We start from the raw sequence: 20737 nt of genomic DNA on the forward strand, positions 1-20737 counted from the left end.
CTTAAACTTTCCCTATCCTCAGATTGTAGTAATGGGAAACTTTAACGATGGATTTAGGAATTAAAAACCAAACATTCCTGGTTGGTGGTTGTACTGCCGGTTTTGGCAAGGCAACAACTGAGGCTTTACTGAATGAAGGAGCAAAAGTTATAGGTGTTGCCCGTAAAGAGGAAGGTTTAATTCAGTTACATACCAAGTATAAAAAGTCTTTTATCCCATTAGCCGGAAATATTACAACTTCCGACACGATAAATACAGCTGTTAACTTGGCGAAACAAGAAAATATATCAGGCGTTTTGATAAATGCAGGTGGCCCTCCGGCTATGTCATTCGAAGAAACCCGTCTTTCGGATTGGGATGAAGCATACCGTAATTTGCTTCGCTGGAAAGTAGAATTAACCCATAAACTACTACCTCATTTTAAAGAAAAGCAATACGGCCGGATAGTTTTTATCGAAAGTTCATCAGTTAAACAACCCTACGAAAACCTGGTACTCAGTACTTCATTGCGATTGGCGGTGGTGGGCATGATGAAAACAGTTTCGCAGGAAGTCAGTGGTCAGAATATTAACTTTAACATGATTGCTCCGGGCTCTCATAACACCTCAGCCATCAATCGTTTAATTGAAAAGAAAAGTCAGGTAACAGGTGATGACTTTGACAAGGTGAAGCAACAATTTATTGATGCCATCCCAGCCAAACAATTTGGTAATCCTGAATACTTGGGTAGTTTGGCAACCTGGTTACTGTCGCCTTTAGCTGAGTTCGTTACCGGTCAGGTTTATGCCATTGAAGGAGGGGCTGTACGATCAACCTTATAACAAAGGGCTAAATAATCGGGCAAAGGATTCCTTTGTCTTTTGCCATAAAGGTCGTTTAATCCATTGGCTTAGAATAATTTTATTCGACTCCATCAAATCATCCATAAAATATCCTTTCACCTCTTTGGCTGTATCTTCATTATAGATAAAAGCATTCACCTCAAAGTTCTGCTCAAAACTTCTGAAATCCATGTTAGCTGTCCCAATCACACATAATTGGTCGTCAACCACCATCATTTTACTATGAAGGAAACCCGGTTGATAATAATAAAATTTCACCTCCGATTCCAACATCTCTTTGATGTATGACTTGGTGCATAAAGCTGTAAAATAGGCATCACTCTTTTCAGGAATCAAAATTCGCACATCCACACCACCTAAAGCAGCCGCTTTGAGAGCCAGTAATACACTTTCGGAAGGCATGAAATAAGGCGTTGTGATATAAACATATTTCTGAGCCATTGAAATGGCCTGATACAATCCCATCATAATGCCCGGCCAATCAGTATCGGGGCCGCTGGCAACAATTTGCATTACTTTATCGCCAATGGGTTCCTTTGGTGGAAAATAAAACCGTTCAGCAATATCTTTCTGGCTAACAAAATACCAATCAGTCAGAAATACAGTTTGAAGGGCATTAACAGCATCACCCATCACCTGCAAATGCATATCACGCCATATGCCATAATTTGGATGACCTTCGATGTATCGGTTAGCAACATTTAAACCGCCAACAAAACCGATCTCTCCATCCACCACCACAATCTTTCGATGGTTACGATAATTTACTTTTGCTGTAAAGGTTGGGAAACGAACCTGTAAAAAGCTATATGCTTCAATCCCGTCTTTCTGAAGACCTTTAAAAAAATCTTTTTTCAGCTCCCAGCTCCCAACATCGTCTACTAAAAAGCGAACTTCAACACCTTCCCTGGCTTTTTCTTTAAGCATCTCAAGAATCTGATTACCAATAGCATCAAGATCAAAAATATAAAACTCAAGATGAATAAATTTCTTAGCTTTTTTTAGCGCCTCGATGATCGCATCGAATGTAGCCCTCCCGTTATTCAGCACTTTAACACGGTTACCAATGGTAACAATAGAAGATGAATTATTCAGAAGTAACTGCACCAACTTCATGTTTCTTCCCAGCTCTGGATGATCATTCATCTCACCTTCGGCCAGCTTATGGCTCTGAGAATGGGCAATGGAAGTAAGTAAATCGTGATTTTTTAGACCTTTTCGGGCTATGATCTTTTCTTTCCTTAAGTTCTGCCCGAAGAAAATATAAAAAATAATGCCCAAACCCGGCAGAAGCAGTAAAACCAAAATCCAGGAAATCGCTTTTAGAGGGCTTCGGTTTTCGTGCATAATCAACACAATAATCACCAGCATTGTGAAAAAATAAGCCGCTTTCACAATGGTAATTAAGGTTGGTGATATGGTATCGACAAAATCCATCTTTACCTTTTAATTTAGGATAAAACCCTTACGGTTACTGCTAAAATACAATATTATTACGATACACAAACAACCGACTATCACCAAATTCTTTTTGATCTATACAATCTGCATTTATTACAGGAGCTTTTATTCCAGTTCCAAAAAAAGTATTACCAATGTATTTATAGGCCTCATCCCAAAGATTATGCATGATAAAAGAATCTAGAGTAGCCCTTCCACCTTCAATAATTATTGATTGAATTCCTTTCTCCCAAAGGATTTGAAGAATCTGTTCGGGTAAACGGTTATCAAAATCAGCCTGAATGTATTCTATATTATTCTCCATTTCATTTTTAAGAGAATTAATTACAATTGTTGGAGCGGAACCATCCAATAAATGATAATCTGAAGTGAGCTGACATCTTCTGTCAATCACAACTCTCAAAGGCTGTGGACCATCCCAGTCTCTGACAGTTAGTGATGGATTATCTTTTAAAGCAGTATTGGTCCCCACCAATATTGCCTGCTCTGTACTTCGCTGCTTATGAACAGCTTTACGGGCCCACTCATTGGTAATCCATGTTGGTTGACCAAACAGATTACTTTCACGATCGATATCAATAAAACCATCCAGAGTCTGGGCCCATTTTAGAATTACGTATGGCTTTTTTTTGTTGTGATAAGTGAAAAAACGACGATTTAAATCGCGACTTTCTTTTTCAAGTATTCCATACTCCACCTTAACTCCGGCCTTTTCCATCATTTCAACTCCTTTTCCTGCTACTTCCGAAAAATCATCGATACAACCAATGACCACATGAGGTATTTTTTCATCAATGATAAGTTTAGAACAGGGAGGTGTTTTTCCGTAATGCGCACAAGGTTCAAGATTCACATACAAAGTAGATTCTTTCAAAAGAGTCTTATCTTTAACAGAATTAACTGCATTTACTTCAGCATGAGGTTCACCTGCCTTTCGATGATAACCTTCACCTATTATTCGACCATTATAAACAATTACACTTCCAACCATTGGATTTGAGTAGGTATGGCCTTCGGCCAATTGGGCAAGCTGCAAGCAACGCTGCATATATTTCTCGTGTTGTGAAAGTGTATTCATTGCGGTTTTGTAAATTTGCGTCACAAGATACAAAAAATGGCTCTCAAAGGAATTCAAGAATTTAAAGCTTTACTGTCTGATAAACTTCGTAATCTCTACCCTAAAACCGAGATAATGCAACTTAGTAAGCTAATATTACAGGATGTATTAAAAGTTAATTCAACTCAGTTACTTCTCATTCAGGATGAATGTTTTAATAAAGAACAGACAGATCTACTAGAGCAAATAGCTGACAGATTAGCTGATTCAGAACCATTACAATACATTCTGGGCCATACTGAGTTTTACGATTTAGATTTAAAAGTTGCTAAAGGAGTTTTAATACCACGCCCTGAAACGGAAGAGCTGGTTCATTGGATTTTAAACGATCCCCAAGCTGACAAATCAAGAATTTTGGATATCGGAACCGGAAGTGGCTGTATTCCGCTTGCCTTAAAGAATAATCTGAATCATGCGCAAGTTGAAGCATGGGACATTTCAGATGATGCATTGAGTATTGCAAAAGACAATGCAACCAGACATGGCTTAGAAGTTACTTTTAAAAAAGTTGATGTGTTGCAAGCAATATCTGTCAGCACTCCTTTTACATGCATTGTAAGTAATCCACCCTATGTGCGAAATCTTGAAAAAGAAATGATGGAAGCCAACGTTCTTCAGCATGAACCACACCTGGCCCTATTTGTTGAAGATGATGATCCTTTAGTGTTTTATCGAGCCATTGCGAAGCTCAGTTTGAAAGCATTGACTAAAAATGGCTCACTATTTTTTGAGATTAACGAATATCTTGAAAAAGAAATGAAAGAACTTTTAGAATCGCTGGGATATACAAATATTGAATGCCGAAAGGATTTGCAGGGAAAAGCCAGAATGATGAAGGCTACATTAGCTTAACCAACTCTTCGTGTGCCATCATTTTAACTTCCTGAAAAAACTTTAGAAACTCATCATTAAACTCATTGTCAAACAGCCTCATCTGCTCCACTGCCCAATCTGCATGTGCTGGTAAAGATGAATAATTTGACATGATCTGCAGACTGCGATGGATACCGTCAACAGTGGCGTAGGTTTCCAATCTTCGGCTCTTCACCATAAAAGGAAGAAAACTTTTGACTTCTTTCGGTAATTTAAAATAATTGCTCAACAAATTTTTATGCACTTTCGATACAAATTTAGTCAACGAAACATCTGAAAATGTGGTCCAGTTTTTTCCCAAATAATGATCGTAAAACACATCAATTACAATACCTGAATACCGTCCGTACTTTTCTGTCAGCCGTCGAGCACTTTGTTTTACAATTGGGTGAGTATCGGTAAAAGAATCAATTTTTCTATGAAGTAAAATACCTTTCTGTATGGCCGGAGCATACCTCAGGTAATTTCGGCCTTTAACATGATCACCAATAAAATTACCAATCTGCACCAACGGATCATTTCCTGAAAGATATAAATGAGCTAAAAAATTCATACAAAACTAATAAAGGTAATAAATCGGCCCTTTTTATTCAAAACCAAAAAGCTGTTTCTTAACATATTGCCAGCCTTTACTATTTGCTCAGGAAGACTTAAATTTATGATAAGCAATGAATAATCAGAACGTTTGAACACCGATCTGAAATATAACAAACCAATTAACAAATTGTATGGGGCTGTTTACAAATATACCCATATAAATGTTGAGGATAGCCCCACATCCTAAAACAACGCGTATGAAACGAGTCATCATTATTGGAGCTGCCGGAAGAGACTTCCACAACTTCAACACTTATTTCAGGCATAACAACGAATACACTGTTGTAGCCTTTACAGCGGCTCAAATACCAGACATCGAAGGTAGAAAATATCCGGCCGAATTAGCTGGCCGAAAATACCCTGATGGAATCCCTATTTACGCTGAGAAAGATTTAGAAAAGTTGATTGTTGAATATGAGGTAAATATTTGTGTGTTCTCATACAGCGATGTTCCTTACAAAAGAGTAATGGAAGTATCTGCAAGGGTTAATTCAGCAGGAGCATCATTCATGCTATTGGGACCGAATGATACAATGATTAAAAGTAGCAAACCAGTGATTTCGGTTTGTGCTACCAGAACGGGTTGCGGTAAAAGTCAGACTTCGCGCAAGATCATTGAAATACTGATGAACGAAGGATTAAAGGTCGTAGCCATCCGCCATCCGATGCCATATGGCGATTTAGTTAAGCAGAAAGTTCAACGTTTTGCAACCATCGAAGATTTAAAGTTTCATAAATGTACGATTGAAGAAATGGAGGAGTATGAGCCTCACATTGTTCGCGGAAATGTAATTTATGCGGGAGTCGATTACGAAGCGATACTTAGGGCAGCAGAAAATGATCCGGATGGCTGTGATATAATTTTGTGGGATGGAGGCAACAATGACTTTTCATTCTATCAACCGGATTTAAGCATAACAGTTGTTGATCCATATAGAGTTAATCACGAACTAAGTTACTATCCGGGAGAAGTTAATCTACGGATGGCTGACATTATTATCATTAATAAAATTGACAGTGCTTCTCCCGAAGATGTTAATCAATTAAGAAGTAATATTGAAAAAACTAATCCCAAAGCGATTGTTATAGATGGAGCATCACCTATCAGAGTGGATGATATTACTGCCATTAAGGGCAAAAAAGTTTTGGTTGTAGAAGATGGCCCGACTCTTACTCATGGTGAAATGAAATTAGGAGCCGGAATTGTTGCTGCAAAAAAATACGGAGCAGCAGAAATAGTCGATCCACGACCATTTGTAGTTGGAAAACTAGCCGAGACTTATAAGATCTATCCTAATATCGGACCACTTCTACCTGCCATGGGCTATGGCGATGAACAGGTAAAAGATCTTCAGGCTACAATTGATGCTGTTCCTTGTGATTCAGTGATCATCGGAACACCCATTGATTTGAACAGAGTAGTAAAAATAAATAAACCTAACACCCGGGTACATTATGATTTGCAGGAAATAGGATTCCCTACATTAAAAGATCAATTGAAAGAATTTATTAAAAACCATCATCTTACTGGAGTGAAGTTGTAATTATTTGGATTTTTGATTGGCTCCTCACTCCGTCCGGATTGGGGAGTTTTTAAAAAAAGTGGCTCCTATCAGTTGCGAAGGAGCCATTTTTTTGATGGGATTCAATCAGGTTATTTTGTTGCATGAAATTCAAAATTAATACCTATAAATTTAAATATCAAGCATTTATAAATCATATTTCCTTTTAACTACAAATCATTGCTAAATACATGTTGTTTTCTTTCAATTTCAAATTTCAAAGACTTTAAAACTGTCAATTAATTTTCTTAACATTTACAAAACCAACACTTTCAAGCATTTTAACCGGTTTATCCGATGTATTTTGCAAATCAATACTAAAAGCTTTAAACTCTCTTCGTATTGGATAATTACCTCTTTGCTTTTCAAATTCATCGGTTCTCATACGTAACCTAATATCATCCTCTTTAATGGTATAAGTCTGATTAAAAGCATTGGCTACAACTTGTTCAGTATTCAAATATTTACAATCAATTGTAAGTTTATCGTTTTTGGGCAAAGGTATATCATTAGGCTCCCAATTATCCAGACCCAGATTAAACTCCTTACTAATTGCCTGAACACTCATCATGGTTCCATTTGCCTTTCCATCCAATGAATAACCAGCAATATGAGGGGTAACCAACCAAACCAAATTCATCAATTCCTTATCAATTGCAGGTTCATTTTCCCAAACATCTAAAACTGCGGCTCCTATTTGCTCCTCAGCCAACGCTTTTTTTAATGCTTCACCATCAACAACTTCACCCCTTGATGAATTTATTACCAAGGCGGTATCTTTCATTTTAGATAAAAGCAACGAATCGCAAAGGTGATAAGTTTTGTCTTCTCCTTCTCTGTTAAGTGGAGTATGAAATGTAATAATATCCATTTCGCCAATAATATCATTAAGTCGATAGAACTTTTCTTGATCTTCCTTTCTCTCACGAGGTGGATCAACCTTAAAAACGATCATTCCCAATGCCTCTGCCAGCTTAACAATTCTTCCTCCTACATTACCAACACCTACAACAGCAAGCTTTTTACCTTTTAAAATCCATCCTTTCTCAATCACCAACATTCCAAAAACAGAAGCTATATATTGCTTTACTGATTCAGCATTACAACCTGGCGAATTAGTCCACTTAATTCCGTTCGCTTCACACCATTGAGTATCAATGTGATCATACCCGATGGTTGCAGAAGCAATCATTTTTACACTTGTGCCTTTCAGACTTTCTTCATTACACTTTGTTCGTGTGCGTGTTATCAATGCATCGGCATCCTTTAAAATATCATTGGATATTTGCGCACCTGGTAAATATTCTATCTCACAAACATTTTCAAATACCCCTTTCAGAAATGGGATTTTATCATCAGCTACTATTTTCATCTTTTCAATTTATAAATACAAAGTTAATCTTTTGCTTCTCAGAATTATCAAAACCATAAGTAGAAGTTTTACAATTACATAATGAAATAAAAACAGCTCTCATAAAATTTACGTTCGTGTGAAAAATGTGTACTTTTGCAAACGGTTTGAAGACTGATCTACTGTTGTGAGATTATACAACTTTAGAAACAAGCTGTTAAAGTGCTTCTACTATTAGTCAGAAGCATTTTACAGCAAGTTCCATCTGCCGAAAGTCAGGTGAAATCATTAATTTAAAACTGTAATGGACAAAAACATTTCAAAAAAAGCAGCTGACAACATCAGGGTATTATCAGCAGCGATGGTTGAGAAAGCCAATTCAGGACACCCTGGAGGTGCCATGGGAGGAGCCGATTTTATTCATGTGTTGTTTTCTGAGTATTTAAATTATGATCCAAGCGACCGTAAATGGTTTAACCGCGATCGTTTTTTCTTAGATCCAGGCCACATGTCGCCGATGTTATACGCTGCCTTAGCTATGACAGGCACATATTCGATGGAAGAGTTGTCTAACTTCAGACAATGGGGTAGTCCAACACCTGGTCACCCTGAAGTTGATGTTGAACGAGGAGTTGAAAACACATCAGGCCCACTAGGTCAAGGACATACAATGGCTTTAGGTGCAGCTATTGCAGAACGATTCTTAACAGCTCGTTTTGGCGAATGGATGAGCCACAAAACCTATGCTTTTATTTCTGATGGTGGTGTGCAGGAAGAAATCTCTCAAGGTACGGGGCGTATTGCCGGATACCTTGGCTTGAGTAATCTGGTTATGTTTTATGATTCAAACGATATCCAGTTATCTACCACAACCAATGATGTAACCATCGAAGATACAGCAGCAAAATATCAAGCCTGGGGATGGGCAACCATGACCATTGATGGAAATGACCATGACCAGATTCGTAAAGCTTTGAATGCTGCCAATGCTGAAACAGAAAAACCATTCCTGATCATTGGTAAAACCATTATGGGTAAAGGCGCCGTTAAAGAAGACGGTTCTTCATTTGAAAAAATGGTTTCAACTCATGGACAACCTTTGAGTGCTGCAGGAGCCTCTTTTGCTGATTCAATGAAAAACCTGGGTGCTGATCCAGAAAACCCATTCCAGATATTCCCTGAAGTTGCAGATGCTTATACAAAGGTAAATGAAGAAAAAGCTAAAAAAGCAGCTGCTAAAAAAGCAGAACAGGCAGAATGGGAAAAAGCAAATCCTGAATTGGCTGCTAAACTAGCTCAATTCATTTCGGGCGATGCTCCGGCAGTTGACTATGCAGGTATTGTGCAAAAAGCCAATTCAGCTACTCGTGCGGCTTCTGCTACTGTGTTAGCAGCATTTGCCGATCAGGTTGAAAATATGATTGTTATGTCTGCTGACCTTGCAAATTCAGATAAGACAGATGGATTCTTAAAGAAAACAACCATCTTCAAAAAAGGTGATTTCTCTGGCTCTTTCTTACAGGTTGGAGTTGCTGAGTTAACCATGGGTGCAATTGCCAATGGTATGGCACTTCATGGAGGAGTTATTCCGGTTTGCGGTACTTTCTTTGTATTCTCTGACTACATGAAACCAGCTGCCCGAATGGCTGCCTTGATGCAACTGCCTGTTAAGTACGTTTGGACACATGATGCTTTCCGCGTGGGAGAAGATGGTCCAACACATCAACCTATTGAGCAGGAAGCTCAGATTCGTCTGATGGAGAAATTACAAAACCACCACGGACAAAACAGTATGTTGGTTGTTCGCCCGGCTGATGCTGATGAAACAACAGTAGCATGGAAAATGGCAATGGAAAACACAAACACTCCTACAGCCTTAATCCTTTCGCGTCAGAATATAACTCAACTACCAAACGGTTCATATCAAACAGCATTGCAAGCTGAAAAAGGAGCCTATATTGTTGAGAAAGATGCTGACCAGCCAGACATTGTACTTTTAGCTTCAGGTTCGGAAGTTAGTACATTAGTGGAAGGTGCTAAATTGTTACGTGCTCAGAAGGGATTAAAAGTTAACGTAGTTTCTGTTATCTCAGAAGGTCTTTTCCGAAATCAGGATGCAACTTACCAGGAAGCAGTATTACCTGTTAATGTAAAACGTTTTGGTATGACAGCAGGTTTAGCTGTAACATTAGAAGGTTTGGTTGGTGCCAATGGTAAAGTTTGGGGATTAAATCATTTTGGATATTCTGCCCCTTACACTGTGCTTGATAAAGAATTTGGATTTACAGGCGAGAATGTTCTTAAACAAGTAACTGAGCTTTTAAGCTAGTTGATAAAATAATTGCAAAAAAAGGAGTTGACTTCGTTAAGTCAACTCCTTTTTTCTTCAGATCAATCCCGATATTAAATTGTAAAAAGCAAAGCGGCTTTAACCATCAACCTGTCAAAAGCCTCGTTGACCTGATGTACCAATTTATTAGTAAGTAGCGGGAATGGTGTTACGTGGGAATATTTAAATTCAAAATCCCACTCTTCAACCATTGTCCCGGCTAAAGATTCCTTTACATTTTCCGGTCTCATAACCGTATCTTTCTTCAATACAACTGTTGCAAAACGATCTTTTAGCGTAGAAAAATACTTTTCCTTTCTCTTCTTTAATCCTTCCATCGACAGCATGCTTCTGAAAGATTCACCTAACAAAGTATTATTTAAAACTTCGTACAGATATGAATTGTTCTTTGCATCGCTTGAAATTTCTTCATTATAATAATGCTGAAGTTTCTCAAAAGCGACACTATCTAAAATATACCTGGAAGTTCCCCGCATATCTGCAAAAGTGCTTCCTCCACAGAAGTTAAATATTTTCGACTCAGCAAAATACTCATCTCCATGAGCCATCATGACAATTTGTGTCAGGAAAGTTCCAATGGAATAGGTGAATAAATTAACATTGGCATCTTTATTAAACAAAGGATGATGTCCGGATTTGATCACTGAAGTTAACTCCAACAAATCGTTTGCTGCCTGAAAACCCGACAACAAAAATCGTTCAGGTCGGTTGGTTAGTCTCGAACTTAAGGCCACATTAGCTACACTCGAGGCACTTACACCCGGATCATTGGCAAATCTTTCTCTTACAAAAGGATTCATCATCCGTGGATCCTGCCAATCCTTTGGTGAACGATTCATATGGTATGCAATTGGAAATAATATCACTGGCTTGTTAGTATACATCGCCAATGTATAAGCCCAGGGTAAGTATTTGTCCCAACTGCGCTCGTTTAAGCCATGAAGCATTATAATACAATCATCTGCTTTCTTATTTCCTGTCGGATTAATAACCGGATATGAAAAATCATTATTCGGATTATTATCCTTGTTTTCTATATCAAATGTTGAATTCGAATTTAAATCTGGTAAGTATGCCTTGGTATGCGAATGAAACTCTTCGAAAGAAATTCCAAGGGCACTTCCATCAGGAGAGTGTGTGGCAGCTCCTGATGAAAATTGTGCCTTTAGAGTCTGATATAGATAAGAGTAGTTCATTCGGCAATTAAGGTTAATTTCTGTGATGCTTAAGTGGTATTTATACATCAACAATGCAAACAAAATCAACAATTCATAACTATGCAATTTTATGTGATTTACATAGCTCGATTGGGCTTAAAATGGGTATTTAGGGGTGAAATTCATTATATAGGGATGAAAATTTCATTCATATTTATACAGATGAATTCAATCCTAAAGAATAAATATTTACTATTTTTAGGCATCATTATAAAACAACATGGATTTCAGCAGACCCATACCAGGATATTTAGTAAAAAAACAAAACATTGTGCGCCTGATTTTATTTACGGCTGCCTTTGCTTTGGTCTTTATAAATATTTATTCCCCATTTGGAGTTTCATCCTGGTTTAATATCTCCAAACTTGAACTTTTGTTTTATTCCAGTCTTGTAATACTAACAGGTGTTTTGGTTGTTGTAATCAGTCGTATTATAATGTATCAGCTGGCTAAGCGAGATGTAAAAATTTCATTGGGTAAATACCTTATTTGGATTGCTATTGAAATTGTCAGCATGTCTCTATTCTATACCTTCTATGAATTATTAATTTTAAAGGATCCAAGATCATTTGAAGGTGCTATAAAAGCATCCATTCAGAATACTTCTCTGGTTCTATTACTACCTTATTCAACTCTCTGGCTTTACTTTTCGTGGAAAGACAACAAAGAAAAGCTGGAAGAGCTAAAATCTGAAACAGATATTTCTATAGAAAAAAAGGGGATGGTTATCTTCAATGATGATAAAGGAACCATGCGTCTGACTCTAAAATTAGAAGACCTTCTTTACTTAAAGGGTGCTGACAATTATGTCACCATTTATTATAATGATCACCAGAAGCAAGAAAAATTTCTTTTACGTAATACTTTAAAGCAATTGGAGGAGTCGCTAAGACCCCATGATATTATCAGATGTCACCGTTCTTATATGATTAACTTCAATAAAGTTAAACTCATAGAACGCAGCAAAGAAGGCCTTCGAATAAGACTGGATGTGTTGCCCGTAATTGAAATTCCAATTTCCAAAACCTATTCCTCTGAGGTATTTACATTGTTTGAAAGAAATGGCTAATACATATATTTTGCAACACTGTTGCAAAATATAAATAAGGATGCTATTTTTGCAACAAAGTTGCAATTATGGAAGCGAATGATTTTTTATCCGAATTTGGTTTAAGCCGCACTGCAATCCGAACAAAACTGGTTCAAATTTTAATGGATGCTAATGAAGCATTATCGTCCAAAGAAATTGAAGCATTCCTGGATGACAATATAGACAGGGTTACCTTATATCGTACCATTAAACTATTTGAAGAAAAGAAACTGATTCACAAAATTGTTGTGGATGAGCAAATAACCAAATATCGTTTAATCAAACCCAATAAAAACACAGAACATCCACATTTCCATTGCGTCAGATGCGACAAAGTAGTTTGTTTACCGGATACTCCGTTACCCTGTTGTGATCTTCCTGAAGGATTTAGTGTAAGCAATCAGAACACCATAATTGAAGGCACCTGTCAAAAATGCAATAAATAAACCTATGAAACTTAAACACACCAAGATATTACTGTTGATTATAAGCATTTCAGTTTTAATAGCCTGTAATCAGAATAAAACAAAAAATAGTAAACCAACAGTATCTGTAAGTATTGGACCACAGAAATATTTTGTCGAACAACTAACGGATACCTTGTTAAACGTTAATGTTATGGTTCCTCCCGGGGCTAGTCATGCAACCTACTCACCAACTCCTAGCCAACTGGTTAAATTAAGTCAGTCGGAGGCATACTTTCTTATGGGACATCTTAGTTTTGAAACAACATGGGAAGATAAACTGGAAACAGCTAATAATAAGTTGAAATGGTATAATCTATCAAAGAATATAACACCCATTGAAGGAGATCATGATCATCACCATCATGATGATGAATTATGCAGCCATGGAGTTGATCCACATACATGGACGTCTCCAAAAGAAGTTAAACAGATCATTAATAATCTAAAAGAAGCTCTTCTTGAATTGCATCCTGAGTTTAAGGAGACAATAGAAAAGAATCACCAGACCTTTATGGCAAAAATAGATGAATTGGATGCCCGTTTACTAAAACTGCAAAGTATCAATCCTGATTTATCGTTTATGATTTTTCATCCTGCATACACATATCTGGCACAGTCTTATGGATTTGAGCAAATAACAATTGAATTTGAAGGCAAAACACCAACCCCGGCGCGAATGCAAAAAACCATCCAGGATGCGAAAAAGAAAAATATAACAACAATATACATTCAGGAAGAATTTGATAAAACCAATGCCGAAACCATTGCCAATTCTATCAATTCAAAAACAGTACAAGTTAATCCACTTTCTGAAAACTGGCTGGAAGAGATGAATCGCTTTATCACACATCTTGAAAAAAACTAATATGTCAGCATTACTTGAATTGAAGAATATTAGCGCCGGTTATGACGACAAAACCATTTTGCAAGGCGTTAACCTGCAGGTTAATCCGAAAGACTTTGTTGGAATTATTGGCCCCAATGGAGGTGGTAAAACTACTCTTTTGAAAGTACTACTTGAACTTTTACCTCCTTTTGACGGAAAGGTGATTAAACAAACAGGATTGCGCATCGGCTACTTACCACAAATTAATTCCATAGATAAAAAATTTCCCATTTCTGTTAAGGAGGTTATTTTATCAGGACAATTATCAAAAAGTTTGTGGAATAAAAAACACGAAAAGACATCCAATAAGGTGGATGAACTTTTAAAGTTTGTTGGTCTGGAAAAATATAAACACAGTGCAATCGGTGACCTCTCAGGAGGGCAGATGCAACGTGTGTTTTTATGCAGGGCCCTCATCAGTAATCCTCATCTACTAATTCTGGATGAACCCAATACATATGTCGATAAAACCTTCGAAGCCAACCTATATAACCTTTTAGGTGACTTAAATAAAGATATGGCAATATTACTGGTATCGCATGATGTAGGAACCATTGCTTCTATGGTAAAGACAATTGCCTGTGTGAATGGAGGATTACACTACCACGCATCCAATAAGATCACCAACGAAGTATTAAAATCATACAATTGTCCAATCGAAATTATTAGTCACGGCACTATTCCTCACCGCGTTTTAAAAGATCATAAGCATGAATGATTTTATTGAATTACTATCCTTTTCCTTTTTCAAGAATGCACTATTGGCGGCTATTCTTACATCCACAGTTGCAGGAATAGTAGGAACCTATATTGTTGCCCGAAGAAATGTGTTTATAAGTGGAGGAATTACACATGCTTCATTTGGAGGAATGGGTATTGCATATTTTTTTGGTTTATCACCACTTTTAGGTGCTGCTTTATTTGCAATTGCATCTGCCCTAGGCATTGAGTGGAGTAGCAAAAAGGCAGGCTTACGCGAAGATAGTGCAATCGCCATTATCTGGTCTTTAGGGATGGCCATCGGTATCATCTTTGTTTTTCTTACTCCTGGTTATACACCAAATTTGATGGGATTCCTATTTGGTGACATTCTAACCGTTAAAATTACCGATCTTATACTTTTGGCCGTACTAGCTGTAATTATCGTAGTTCTAACCATAATTTATTATCAACCAATTTTATTTACTGCGTTCGATAGCGAATATGCCCAAACAGTAGGATATAAATCAACTCTGATCCGATACATAATATCAATAGTTATTGCTATATCCATTGTGTTATCAATTAAGATTATGGGTATTATTCTAGTACTTTCACTATTTACCATACCTCCATCAGCTGCCAATTTATTTTCGAAAAGTTTTAAATCAATCATCTGGTACTCCGTAATTATTAGTCTGACAGGTAGTATAGCCGGCTTACTATTTGCCTATCTTTTTGATTTACCTTCCGGAGCCACCATCATATTTACCCTTACCGGAATCTATGTTTTACTAAGAATTTTAAAAACTATTATTCGTAATTAGATGAGAAGAACACTTTCGGCTATAATAACATTAACATTTTCTATAATAGTTAATGCTCAAATTTCTGGCATCATAACTGATAAGAACAGTTCTGAAAAACTCGTTGGCGCAACTGTTTATATAATGGAATTAGACAAAGGTACAACAACAGATACTAACGGCCGATTCACCCTCAAGAACATACCTGACAACGAAATAACTATTCAAATATCATATATTGGATATCAAACAACATATATTAAATGGTCTCCTGAATCAAACCAGTATGATTTAAGTATCAGTCTTGAACATGTTATGATACGACACGAGGAAGTAGTTGTTTCTGCAGGTTTCTCTGATACTCAGCATAGAAATGCTATTTCTGTCGATTTTTTAGATAACAAACAAATCTCATCAAGCCCGGCTATCTCATCGACCCAGCTTTTGGCAAAATTCCCGGGCGTAGATGTTGCAGGTGGCAGTCCAGCTGAATCGCAACCTGTTATCAGAGGATTATCAGGCACCAATATCTTAATGCTTAATAATGGAATCCGCTTGGAAAACTATCAATTCTCACGTCACCACCCTTTTATCGTTGATGAATACGGAACAGAAAGAATTGAGGTCATCAAGGGTCCTGCATCATTATTATACGGTTCTGATGCCGTGGGCGGAGTGATCAATTTCATAAAAGAATTACCAGCTGCGACTAACCAGATGGAAGCCGTTTTTGGCAGTCGGTACTTTAGTAACACAAATGGCTTTAATACGACTATGGCTGTGAAACAAAGCTCTGAAAACTTCCAGTGGGGAGTAAGAGGAGTCGTTAAATCACATGGTGATTATCACGATGGAAATAATAATGCGATTCCAAACTCACGATATACGAGCAAAGCATTAAAAAATTTTATTGGTTATAATTTCAAAAATGGTTCAACTAAATTATTTTATGATTATTCAACAGACAATATTGGTTTAACAATTGGCGGAATTGATACTATAACTCTTGGGGACAGTAATAATCCAATAGTTTATTATCAGGATCTGGAAAACCATTTTATTAGTTCAAAAACAACCTTGTTTATTGGTAACACTAAACTAAATGCAAACTTTGGATATCAAATTAATAAACGTAAAGAAATTGAGATAGCCACTGCCGAAGAAGACGGAATTGCTATCAATAGTCAACTTAACACCTTTAATTACGAGCTAAAAGCACAGACTAATTTATCTGATAAAATTAAATCCATTTTTGGTTTTCAGGGAATGTATAGAAACAATGCCAATCATGAGGCAGAAGGTAAAATCATACCTGATGCTGATTTATTAGATCTTTCAGGATTTGGATTCTTCCAGTATACACCGAATGATAAATTTGTAATGCAGGCTGGTTTAAGATACGATTACAGAAGCCTCGACGTGCCATTGCAGGAAAGGGGATCACATGAACACGGAGAAACAACCGAAGAAACTGCTCATGAAGAAGAATATATTGAACTCTATCGTAATTTCAATAACATAAGTGGATCAATAGGTGCTACCTATAATTTATCCGAGACAAGTCTTTTACGAGCCAATTTTGCAAGCGCATTCAGGGCTCCTAACCTGGCTGAACTAACTCAGGGTGGATTGCATGCAGGTCGTCATGAAGAAGGTAATATGAATTTGGAAGCTCAACGCAGTTACGAAGTTGATTTGGGGTTACATAATCATCATGAACTATTTACATTTGATATCTCAACTTTTTATAACAACATTACTAATTATATTTATCTGGCTCCAACCGGGATAATTGAGGATGAAAACCCTGTTTACGAGTATCGCCAAACACCAGCTGGTTTGGCAGGAGCTGAAGCAGGTATACATTATCACCCCAGTTCTGCCAAATGGCTGCATATAAAAGGAACTGGTGCCTATATTCATGCACAACAAAAAGATGGGAGCCCTCTTCCTTTCATTCCTCCTTTAAAAGGAAATCTGGAGATCAAGATTGAAAAAGATAACTGGGCTTTTTTGAAAAGAAGCTTTTTCCAGATAGATCTGGATCTTGCTTCAAAACAAAACAATCCTTCAGAATTTGAAACCGTTACCAATGGTTACTATTTGGTAAATGCCATGGCAGCAACAGAACTTAACCCGGGAACCATAAATATTGAGTTATCAGTTTCAGCGAATAATTTAATGAACATACAATATGTTGACCATTTAAATCTTTTAAAAGATTTAGGCTATTACAATATGGGTAGAAATATCTCCATTGGATTAACCGCAAGGTTTTAGAAACAGAAAGGCGATGCTCCACCACGATGCATCGCCTCTACCTTTCAATTGTCAAACAATTCTTAATCTTTGGCATGATAGCCAACTTTCTCTATTATTTTAGCTAAATCTTTTCTATTCACTTTTAAGGTATCTGCTTTTACCGTTGTAATTCCTGTTTCGTGATCAGCTTTTACTTCAGCTACACCTTCGAGTTTCATCAAACCTTTTTCAATGGTCATTTCACAGCCATCACAAGTCATTCCTTCAACATTCAAAACTATTTCACCAACATTTTCAAAAGAAACAGGCTCAGTGTTATTTTGTTCACTTTTTTTACTTTGACAAGCCCCTAAAAACAGGGTAACAAAAAATAAAAGACTTAGTATTCTCATCATTGCTATTTTTTTAGTTTGTTAAATCTGATCGGCATAAATCAAAATGATCATCCATAAATAGAACGTATTAAAATACAAAAACATCTTTCTCAAGCTCGTATTCTGATTCTCGTTCTTTAATTTTATGGTAATACGAACCGACCAAGCCATCATCAGAATTGTTGATATTGTAACAATCCATATCACAGGTCGATTGGTAATTACATTAAAAAATGGAAGAAACATTGCTGAAATAAACGTAGCCAAAAACCAAACCAAATTAATTCTATTGATCTGTTCCTTGGATAAAACATCTGTAATAACAGGAAATCCGGCATTTCTGTATTGCTCTCCATATTTAAGAACCAATAACCAAAAATGTGGCATCTGTCCTAAAAAGAAAAACAAAGCCAGGAAATGAATACGAGCATCCATTATTGAACCTCCGGCAGCAATCCAACCAGCAATTGGAGGAATAGCACCAACAACAGCACCCGGAAACACTGAAAACGCACTCCATCGTTTCATTGGTGTATAGATAAGGTTATACCAAAACACTCCCATCCATCCACTAAATATAGCCCAAAACCCAAAAGGCAAAAGAGCAAATGTTCCTGCCAACAAAAACAGTAAAGATAAAACTACCGCCCCTGAAGTATTGATAATTCCAATTGGCAAGGGACGATTAGCTGTTCGGGTCATTAAAGCATCAAATTGTTTTTCCTGCAATTGATTAATCGCTGATGCTCCGGCAGAAAGAAAGAATATACCAACAAACACCAACAAACCTTCAAACGATAACTTACCGTCATAAATAATGTAACCGGTATAAGCAGTTAAGCCTACAGGTAAGGAAATAGAGAATTTTCCAAAGGTTTTAATATGTAGTAGAGATAAACCCACTATTCAGATAATGACTGGAAATATTCTATTAAATGCATCATTTCATTTTCAGTGATTTGATCCTTATAAGATAGCATCAAGCCTTTATCATATCCCTTAACAAGATCAGCATTCGGATCCATAATAGATCGACGAATATATTCCTCATCAGCAACAACTTCCCGTTCTTTACCATCAGTAATAACAGTACGGGTTGATCCAATAATTCCTTTATATGAAGGGCCTACTAATTTACTGCCATCGACAGTATGACAAGCAACACAACCGTACTTTCTCAAAACACTAACCCCGGCCAATCGTTTATTAGTACCTTCATTGGCTTCTTCTACAGCTACTGTATTCTCTTCCATCCATTTATCAAAATCAGACTCAGGAACTACTTTAACTGCCGACATCATATAGGAATGTCTTAAGCCACAATATTCAGCACAAAAAACCTCGTATTTACCTTCTTTTTCTGATTCAAACCAGATATAAGATTCTTTACCCGGAACCATGTCCTGCTTCACTCTGAATGCCGGTATATACATACTATGTATAACATCCATAGCTTTCAAATCCAATTTTACAGCTCGGTCCTTAGGAACAATCAGTGTATCTGTAACCATTCCGTTTTCATATTCAAAAGCAAAACTCCACATACGTGCTATCACTTTAACAGGCATTGCATCATCTGGTACCTCTTTTTGAGATTTCCAACCTTTCCATCCATAAGAGAACATTACCAAAACCAGAATAGTTGGAATTACAGTCCAGATGATTTCCAATTTGGTACTTCCTTCAATATGTGTAGCTTCCGGATTTTTACTTTTTCTGTATCTAAAAATATAATACACCAAAAAGGCAGTTATCCCAAACAAGAATAGTAAGGCAACACCAAAAATAAACAGGAAGGCCGAATCAACCTGCGAAACAAAGGTGGAAGCATTTTGTGTAGTTTTGTCGATCATATCTTAACGATAATTATAATCCAAAAATGTTACAAACATCACCAATGCAATCAAAATAAACACAGCACCAACAAGCGCCTTCAATAGTTTATTATCAAACTTAAGATGCATAAAGTACACCAGAACAAAACCTGATTTAACTGCAGCAATCAATATGGCAGTAAATACTGTAAGACTTGCCAAATCAATTTGAGTAACAGCTACTGACAGAAGCGTTAATACTATTAATACTGCCAGTATAATTCCATAGGTTTTAAAAGGAACGATATGTGATTCATTATGATTTTCCATAGTATTGAATTTATGCGATAAGGTAAAACAACGGGAAAAGGAAGATCCAGATTAGATCAACTAAATGCCAATATAATCCTGCGTTATCAAGCAGTACAGGATTCTCAGCAGTTAGTTTATTATTATTCACTTTCACACTTACAATAGTGATTAAAACAATACCTACTATAATATGCAAAGCATGCAATCCAGTCATAAAAAAGTATAATCCATAAAACAAAGTATCACCTTGTCCCAGCTTTAACAGATCTTCGCTTCCGGGAAATAACCCATGATGAAACTTACCTTCCCACTCAAAATATTTATTCACCATAAACATAAAGGCGATAAACAAAGTGGTAGCAAGCATAAGCATGGTCATGCCCTTCTTTCGCATGCGAATTGCACTACTGGCCATAGCCATACATGCGCTACTTACCAAAAGTATAATGGTATTAACCGTTCCAACTGTCACACTTAATTCCTCAGCTGCCAAATGAAACGCAACCGGATTTAAGTATCGGTAAACACCGTACACAATAAACAAACCGGCGAATAACAACAGTTCGGTAAAAATAAAAAGCCACATTCCAATTTTCGACCCTTCATCGTCGCGATGGATATCATGTGATAATGCAATTGTTTGACTCATATTATTTG

The 20737-nt window shown here is 36.9% G+C and carries 20 protein-coding genes; 10 read left to right on the forward strand and 10 right to left on the reverse strand.

All coding sequences use genetic code 11. The annotated features are described in order from the left end of the window. Window positions 1-47 precede the first annotated feature (47 nt). Window positions 48-821 carry an SDR family oxidoreductase gene (locus ACRD62_RS04065; RefSeq protein ID WP_430818845.1) on the forward strand — a complete coding sequence of 258 codons (774 nt, stop codon included), beginning with the start codon at window positions 48-50 and terminating at the stop codon, window positions 819-821. Here ACRD62_RS04065 and cls read toward each other — a convergent pair. Both cls and ribD read right to left on the reverse strand, forming a co-directional pair. After that, on the reverse strand, window positions 816-2279 hold the full coding sequence (gene cls / locus ACRD62_RS04070; RefSeq protein ID WP_430818846.1) for a cardiolipin synthase: 1464 nt from the start codon (window positions 2277-2279) through the stop codon (window positions 816-818). The two genes, ACRD62_RS04065 and cls, sit on opposite strands and share 6 nt — an antisense overlap. A 40-nt stretch (window positions 2280-2319) precedes the next feature. Further along, complete coding sequence (ribD, locus tag ACRD62_RS04075; RefSeq protein ID WP_430818847.1) at window positions 2320-3381, reverse strand: bifunctional diaminohydroxyphosphoribosylaminopyrimidine deaminase/5-amino-6-(5-phosphoribosylamino)uracil reductase RibD; 1062 nt, start codon at window positions 3379-3381, stop codon at window positions 2320-2322. A gap of 36 nt (window positions 3382-3417) precedes the next feature. Here ribD and prmC point away from each other — a divergent pair, with 36 nt between their 5' ends. Continuing rightward, on the forward strand, window positions 3418-4272 hold the full coding sequence (gene prmC / locus ACRD62_RS04080; protein WP_430818848.1) for a peptide chain release factor N(5)-glutamine methyltransferase: 855 nt from the start codon (window positions 3418-3420) through the stop codon (window positions 4270-4272). Here the strand turns inward: prmC and ACRD62_RS04085 are convergent. Further along, entirely contained in the window at window positions 4259-4846 is a 588-nt protein-coding gene (locus tag ACRD62_RS04085; protein WP_430818849.1) for an acyl carrier protein phosphodiesterase, read from the reverse strand. The genes prmC and ACRD62_RS04085 overlap by 14 nt on opposite strands. Window positions 4847-5087: 241 nt before the next feature. Between ACRD62_RS04085 and ACRD62_RS04090 the strand changes: the two genes are divergently transcribed. After that, a complete protein-coding gene (locus ACRD62_RS04090; protein ID WP_430818850.1) occupies window positions 5088-6434 on the forward strand; it encodes a cyclic 2,3-diphosphoglycerate synthase in 1347 nt (448 codons plus the stop codon). A 253-nt stretch (window positions 6435-6687) separates the two neighbouring features. Here the strand turns inward: ACRD62_RS04090 and ACRD62_RS04095 are convergent, their stop codons facing one another. Next, window positions 6688-7824, reverse strand: a complete 1137-nt coding sequence (locus tag ACRD62_RS04095; RefSeq protein ID WP_430818851.1) for a 4-phosphoerythronate dehydrogenase — start codon at window positions 7822-7824, stop codon at window positions 6688-6690. Window positions 7825-8107: 283 nt separating this feature from the next. Between ACRD62_RS04095 and ACRD62_RS04100 the strand changes: the two genes are divergently transcribed. Next, on the forward strand, window positions 8108-10132 hold the full coding sequence (locus ACRD62_RS04100) for a transketolase family protein (RefSeq protein ID WP_430818852.1): 2025 nt from the start codon (window positions 8108-8110) through the stop codon (window positions 10130-10132). 74 nt (window positions 10133-10206) lie between these two features. On the opposite strand, the gene ACRD62_RS04105 is transcribed toward ACRD62_RS04100, so the two are convergent. Further along, window positions 10207-11349, reverse strand: coding sequence for a DUF6051 family protein (locus tag ACRD62_RS04105; protein WP_430818853.1), 1143 nt, complete (start codon window positions 11347-11349; stop codon window positions 10207-10209). A gap of 241 nt (window positions 11350-11590) precedes the next feature. On the opposite strand from ACRD62_RS04105, the gene ACRD62_RS04110 reads away from it, so the two are divergent. The 6 genes from ACRD62_RS04110 to ACRD62_RS04135 all read left to right on the forward strand — a co-directional run bounded on the left by ACRD62_RS04110 (window position 11591) and on the right by ACRD62_RS04135 (window position 17598). Next, window positions 11591-12439, forward strand: a complete 849-nt coding sequence (locus tag ACRD62_RS04110; RefSeq protein ID WP_430818854.1) for a LytR/AlgR family response regulator transcription factor — start codon at window positions 11591-11593, stop codon at window positions 12437-12439. A gap of 68 nt (window positions 12440-12507) precedes the next feature. Next, window positions 12508-12906: a Fur family transcriptional regulator gene (locus ACRD62_RS04115; protein WP_430818855.1), complete on the forward strand. Its 399-nt coding sequence runs from the start codon at window positions 12508-12510 to the stop codon at window positions 12904-12906. Between the two features lie 4 nt (window positions 12907-12910). Further along, window positions 12911-13792 (forward strand): metal ABC transporter solute-binding protein, Zn/Mn family, encoded by an 882-nt coding sequence (locus ACRD62_RS04120; protein WP_430818856.1) that lies wholly within the window; start codon window positions 12911-12913, stop codon window positions 13790-13792. A 1-nt stretch (window position 13793) separates the two neighbouring features. After that, window positions 13794-14531, forward strand: a complete 738-nt coding sequence (locus ACRD62_RS04125) for a metal ABC transporter ATP-binding protein (protein ID WP_430818857.1) — start codon at window positions 13794-13796, stop codon at window positions 14529-14531. Further along, on the forward strand, window positions 14524-15339 hold the full coding sequence (locus tag ACRD62_RS04130) for a metal ABC transporter permease (protein WP_430818858.1): 816 nt from the start codon (window positions 14524-14526) through the stop codon (window positions 15337-15339). The genes ACRD62_RS04125 and ACRD62_RS04130 overlap by 8 nt, the downstream gene beginning before the upstream one ends. Continuing rightward, window positions 15340-17598, forward strand: a complete 2259-nt coding sequence (locus ACRD62_RS04135) for a TonB-dependent receptor (protein ID WP_430818859.1) — start codon at window positions 15340-15342, stop codon at window positions 17596-17598. It abuts the gene before it with no gap. A 62-nt stretch (window positions 17599-17660) separates the two neighbouring features. Here the strand turns inward: ACRD62_RS04135 and ACRD62_RS04140 are convergent, their stop codons facing one another. From ACRD62_RS04140 to ACRD62_RS04160, 5 genes are read right to left on the reverse strand one after another with little or no spacing between them, the layout of a single operon-like run. After that, window positions 17661-17975, reverse strand: a complete 315-nt coding sequence (locus tag ACRD62_RS04140) for a cation transporter (protein ID WP_430818860.1) — start codon at window positions 17973-17975, stop codon at window positions 17661-17663. Window positions 17976-17993: 18 nt separating this feature from the next. Beyond that, on the reverse strand, window positions 17994-18857 hold the full coding sequence (locus ACRD62_RS04145) for a protoheme IX farnesyltransferase (protein WP_430818861.1): 864 nt from the start codon (window positions 18855-18857) through the stop codon (window positions 17994-17996). Next, complete coding sequence (coxB, locus tag ACRD62_RS04150) at window positions 18857-19807, reverse strand: cytochrome c oxidase subunit II (RefSeq protein WP_430818862.1); 951 nt, start codon at window positions 19805-19807, stop codon at window positions 18857-18859. The genes ACRD62_RS04145 and coxB overlap by 1 nt, the downstream gene beginning before the upstream one ends. A 3-nt stretch (window positions 19808-19810) precedes the next feature. Further along, window positions 19811-20098: a cytochrome C oxidase subunit IV family protein gene (locus ACRD62_RS04155; RefSeq protein WP_430818863.1), complete on the reverse strand. Its 288-nt coding sequence runs from the start codon at window positions 20096-20098 to the stop codon at window positions 19811-19813. 10 nt (window positions 20099-20108) lie between these two features. Further along, entirely contained in the window at window positions 20109-20729 is a 621-nt protein-coding gene (locus ACRD62_RS04160) for a cytochrome c oxidase subunit 3 family protein (RefSeq protein WP_430818864.1), read from the reverse strand. Window positions 20730-20737: the final 8 nt, after the last annotated feature.

The sequence above is a fragment of the Carboxylicivirga caseinilyticus genome (assembly GCF_050589785.1).
In the GTDB taxonomy this organism is placed as follows: Bacteria; Bacteroidota; Bacteroidia; order Bacteroidales; family Marinilabiliaceae; genus Carboxylicivirga; species Carboxylicivirga caseinilyticus.

Coding starts and splice junctions, on each gene's coding strand:
- ACRD62_RS04160 (WP_430818864.1), bottom strand. CDS start 20,729: ATGAGTCAAACAATTGCATTATCACATGATATCCATCGCGACGATGAA.
- ACRD62_RS04130 (WP_430818858.1), top strand. CDS start 14,524: ATGAATGATTTTATTGAATTACTATCCTTTTCCTTTTTCAAGAATGCA.
- prmC (WP_430818848.1), top strand. CDS start 3,418: ATGGCTCTCAAAGGAATTCAAGAATTTAAAGCTTTACTGTCTGATAAA.
- ACRD62_RS04135 (WP_430818859.1), top strand. CDS start 15,340: ATGAGAAGAACACTTTCGGCTATAATAACATTAACATTTTCTATAATA.
- ACRD62_RS04065 (WP_430818845.1), top strand. CDS start 48: ATGGATTTAGGAATTAAAAACCAAACATTCCTGGTTGGTGGTTGTACT.
- ACRD62_RS04105 (WP_430818853.1), bottom strand. CDS start 11,349: ATGAACTACTCTTATCTATATCAGACTCTAAAGGCACAATTTTCATCA.
- cls (WP_430818846.1), bottom strand. CDS start 2,279: ATGGATTTTGTCGATACCATATCACCAACCTTAATTACCATTGTGAAA.
- ACRD62_RS04140 (WP_430818860.1), bottom strand. CDS start 17,975: ATGATGAGAATACTAAGTCTTTTATTTTTTGTTACCCTGTTTTTAGGG.
- coxB (WP_430818862.1), bottom strand. CDS start 19,807: ATGATCGACAAAACTACACAAAATGCTTCCACCTTTGTTTCGCAGGTT.
- ACRD62_RS04085 (WP_430818849.1), bottom strand. CDS start 4,846: ATGAATTTTTTAGCTCATTTATATCTTTCAGGAAATGATCCGTTGGTG.
- ACRD62_RS04125 (WP_430818857.1), top strand. CDS start 13,794: ATGTCAGCATTACTTGAATTGAAGAATATTAGCGCCGGTTATGACGAC.
- ACRD62_RS04120 (WP_430818856.1), top strand. CDS start 12,911: ATGAAACTTAAACACACCAAGATATTACTGTTGATTATAAGCATTTCA.
- ACRD62_RS04090 (WP_430818850.1), top strand. CDS start 5,088: ATGAAACGAGTCATCATTATTGGAGCTGCCGGAAGAGACTTCCACAAC.
- ACRD62_RS04155 (WP_430818863.1), bottom strand. CDS start 20,098: ATGGAAAATCATAATGAATCACATATCGTTCCTTTTAAAACCTATGGA.
- ACRD62_RS04110 (WP_430818854.1), top strand. CDS start 11,591: ATGGATTTCAGCAGACCCATACCAGGATATTTAGTAAAAAAACAAAAC.
- ACRD62_RS04100 (WP_430818852.1), top strand. CDS start 8,108: ATGGACAAAAACATTTCAAAAAAAGCAGCTGACAACATCAGGGTATTA.
- ACRD62_RS04115 (WP_430818855.1), top strand. CDS start 12,508: ATGGAAGCGAATGATTTTTTATCCGAATTTGGTTTAAGCCGCACTGCA.
- ACRD62_RS04095 (WP_430818851.1), bottom strand. CDS start 7,824: ATGAAAATAGTAGCTGATGATAAAATCCCATTTCTGAAAGGGGTATTT.
- ribD (WP_430818847.1), bottom strand. CDS start 3,381: ATGAATACACTTTCACAACACGAGAAATATATGCAGCGTTGCTTGCAG.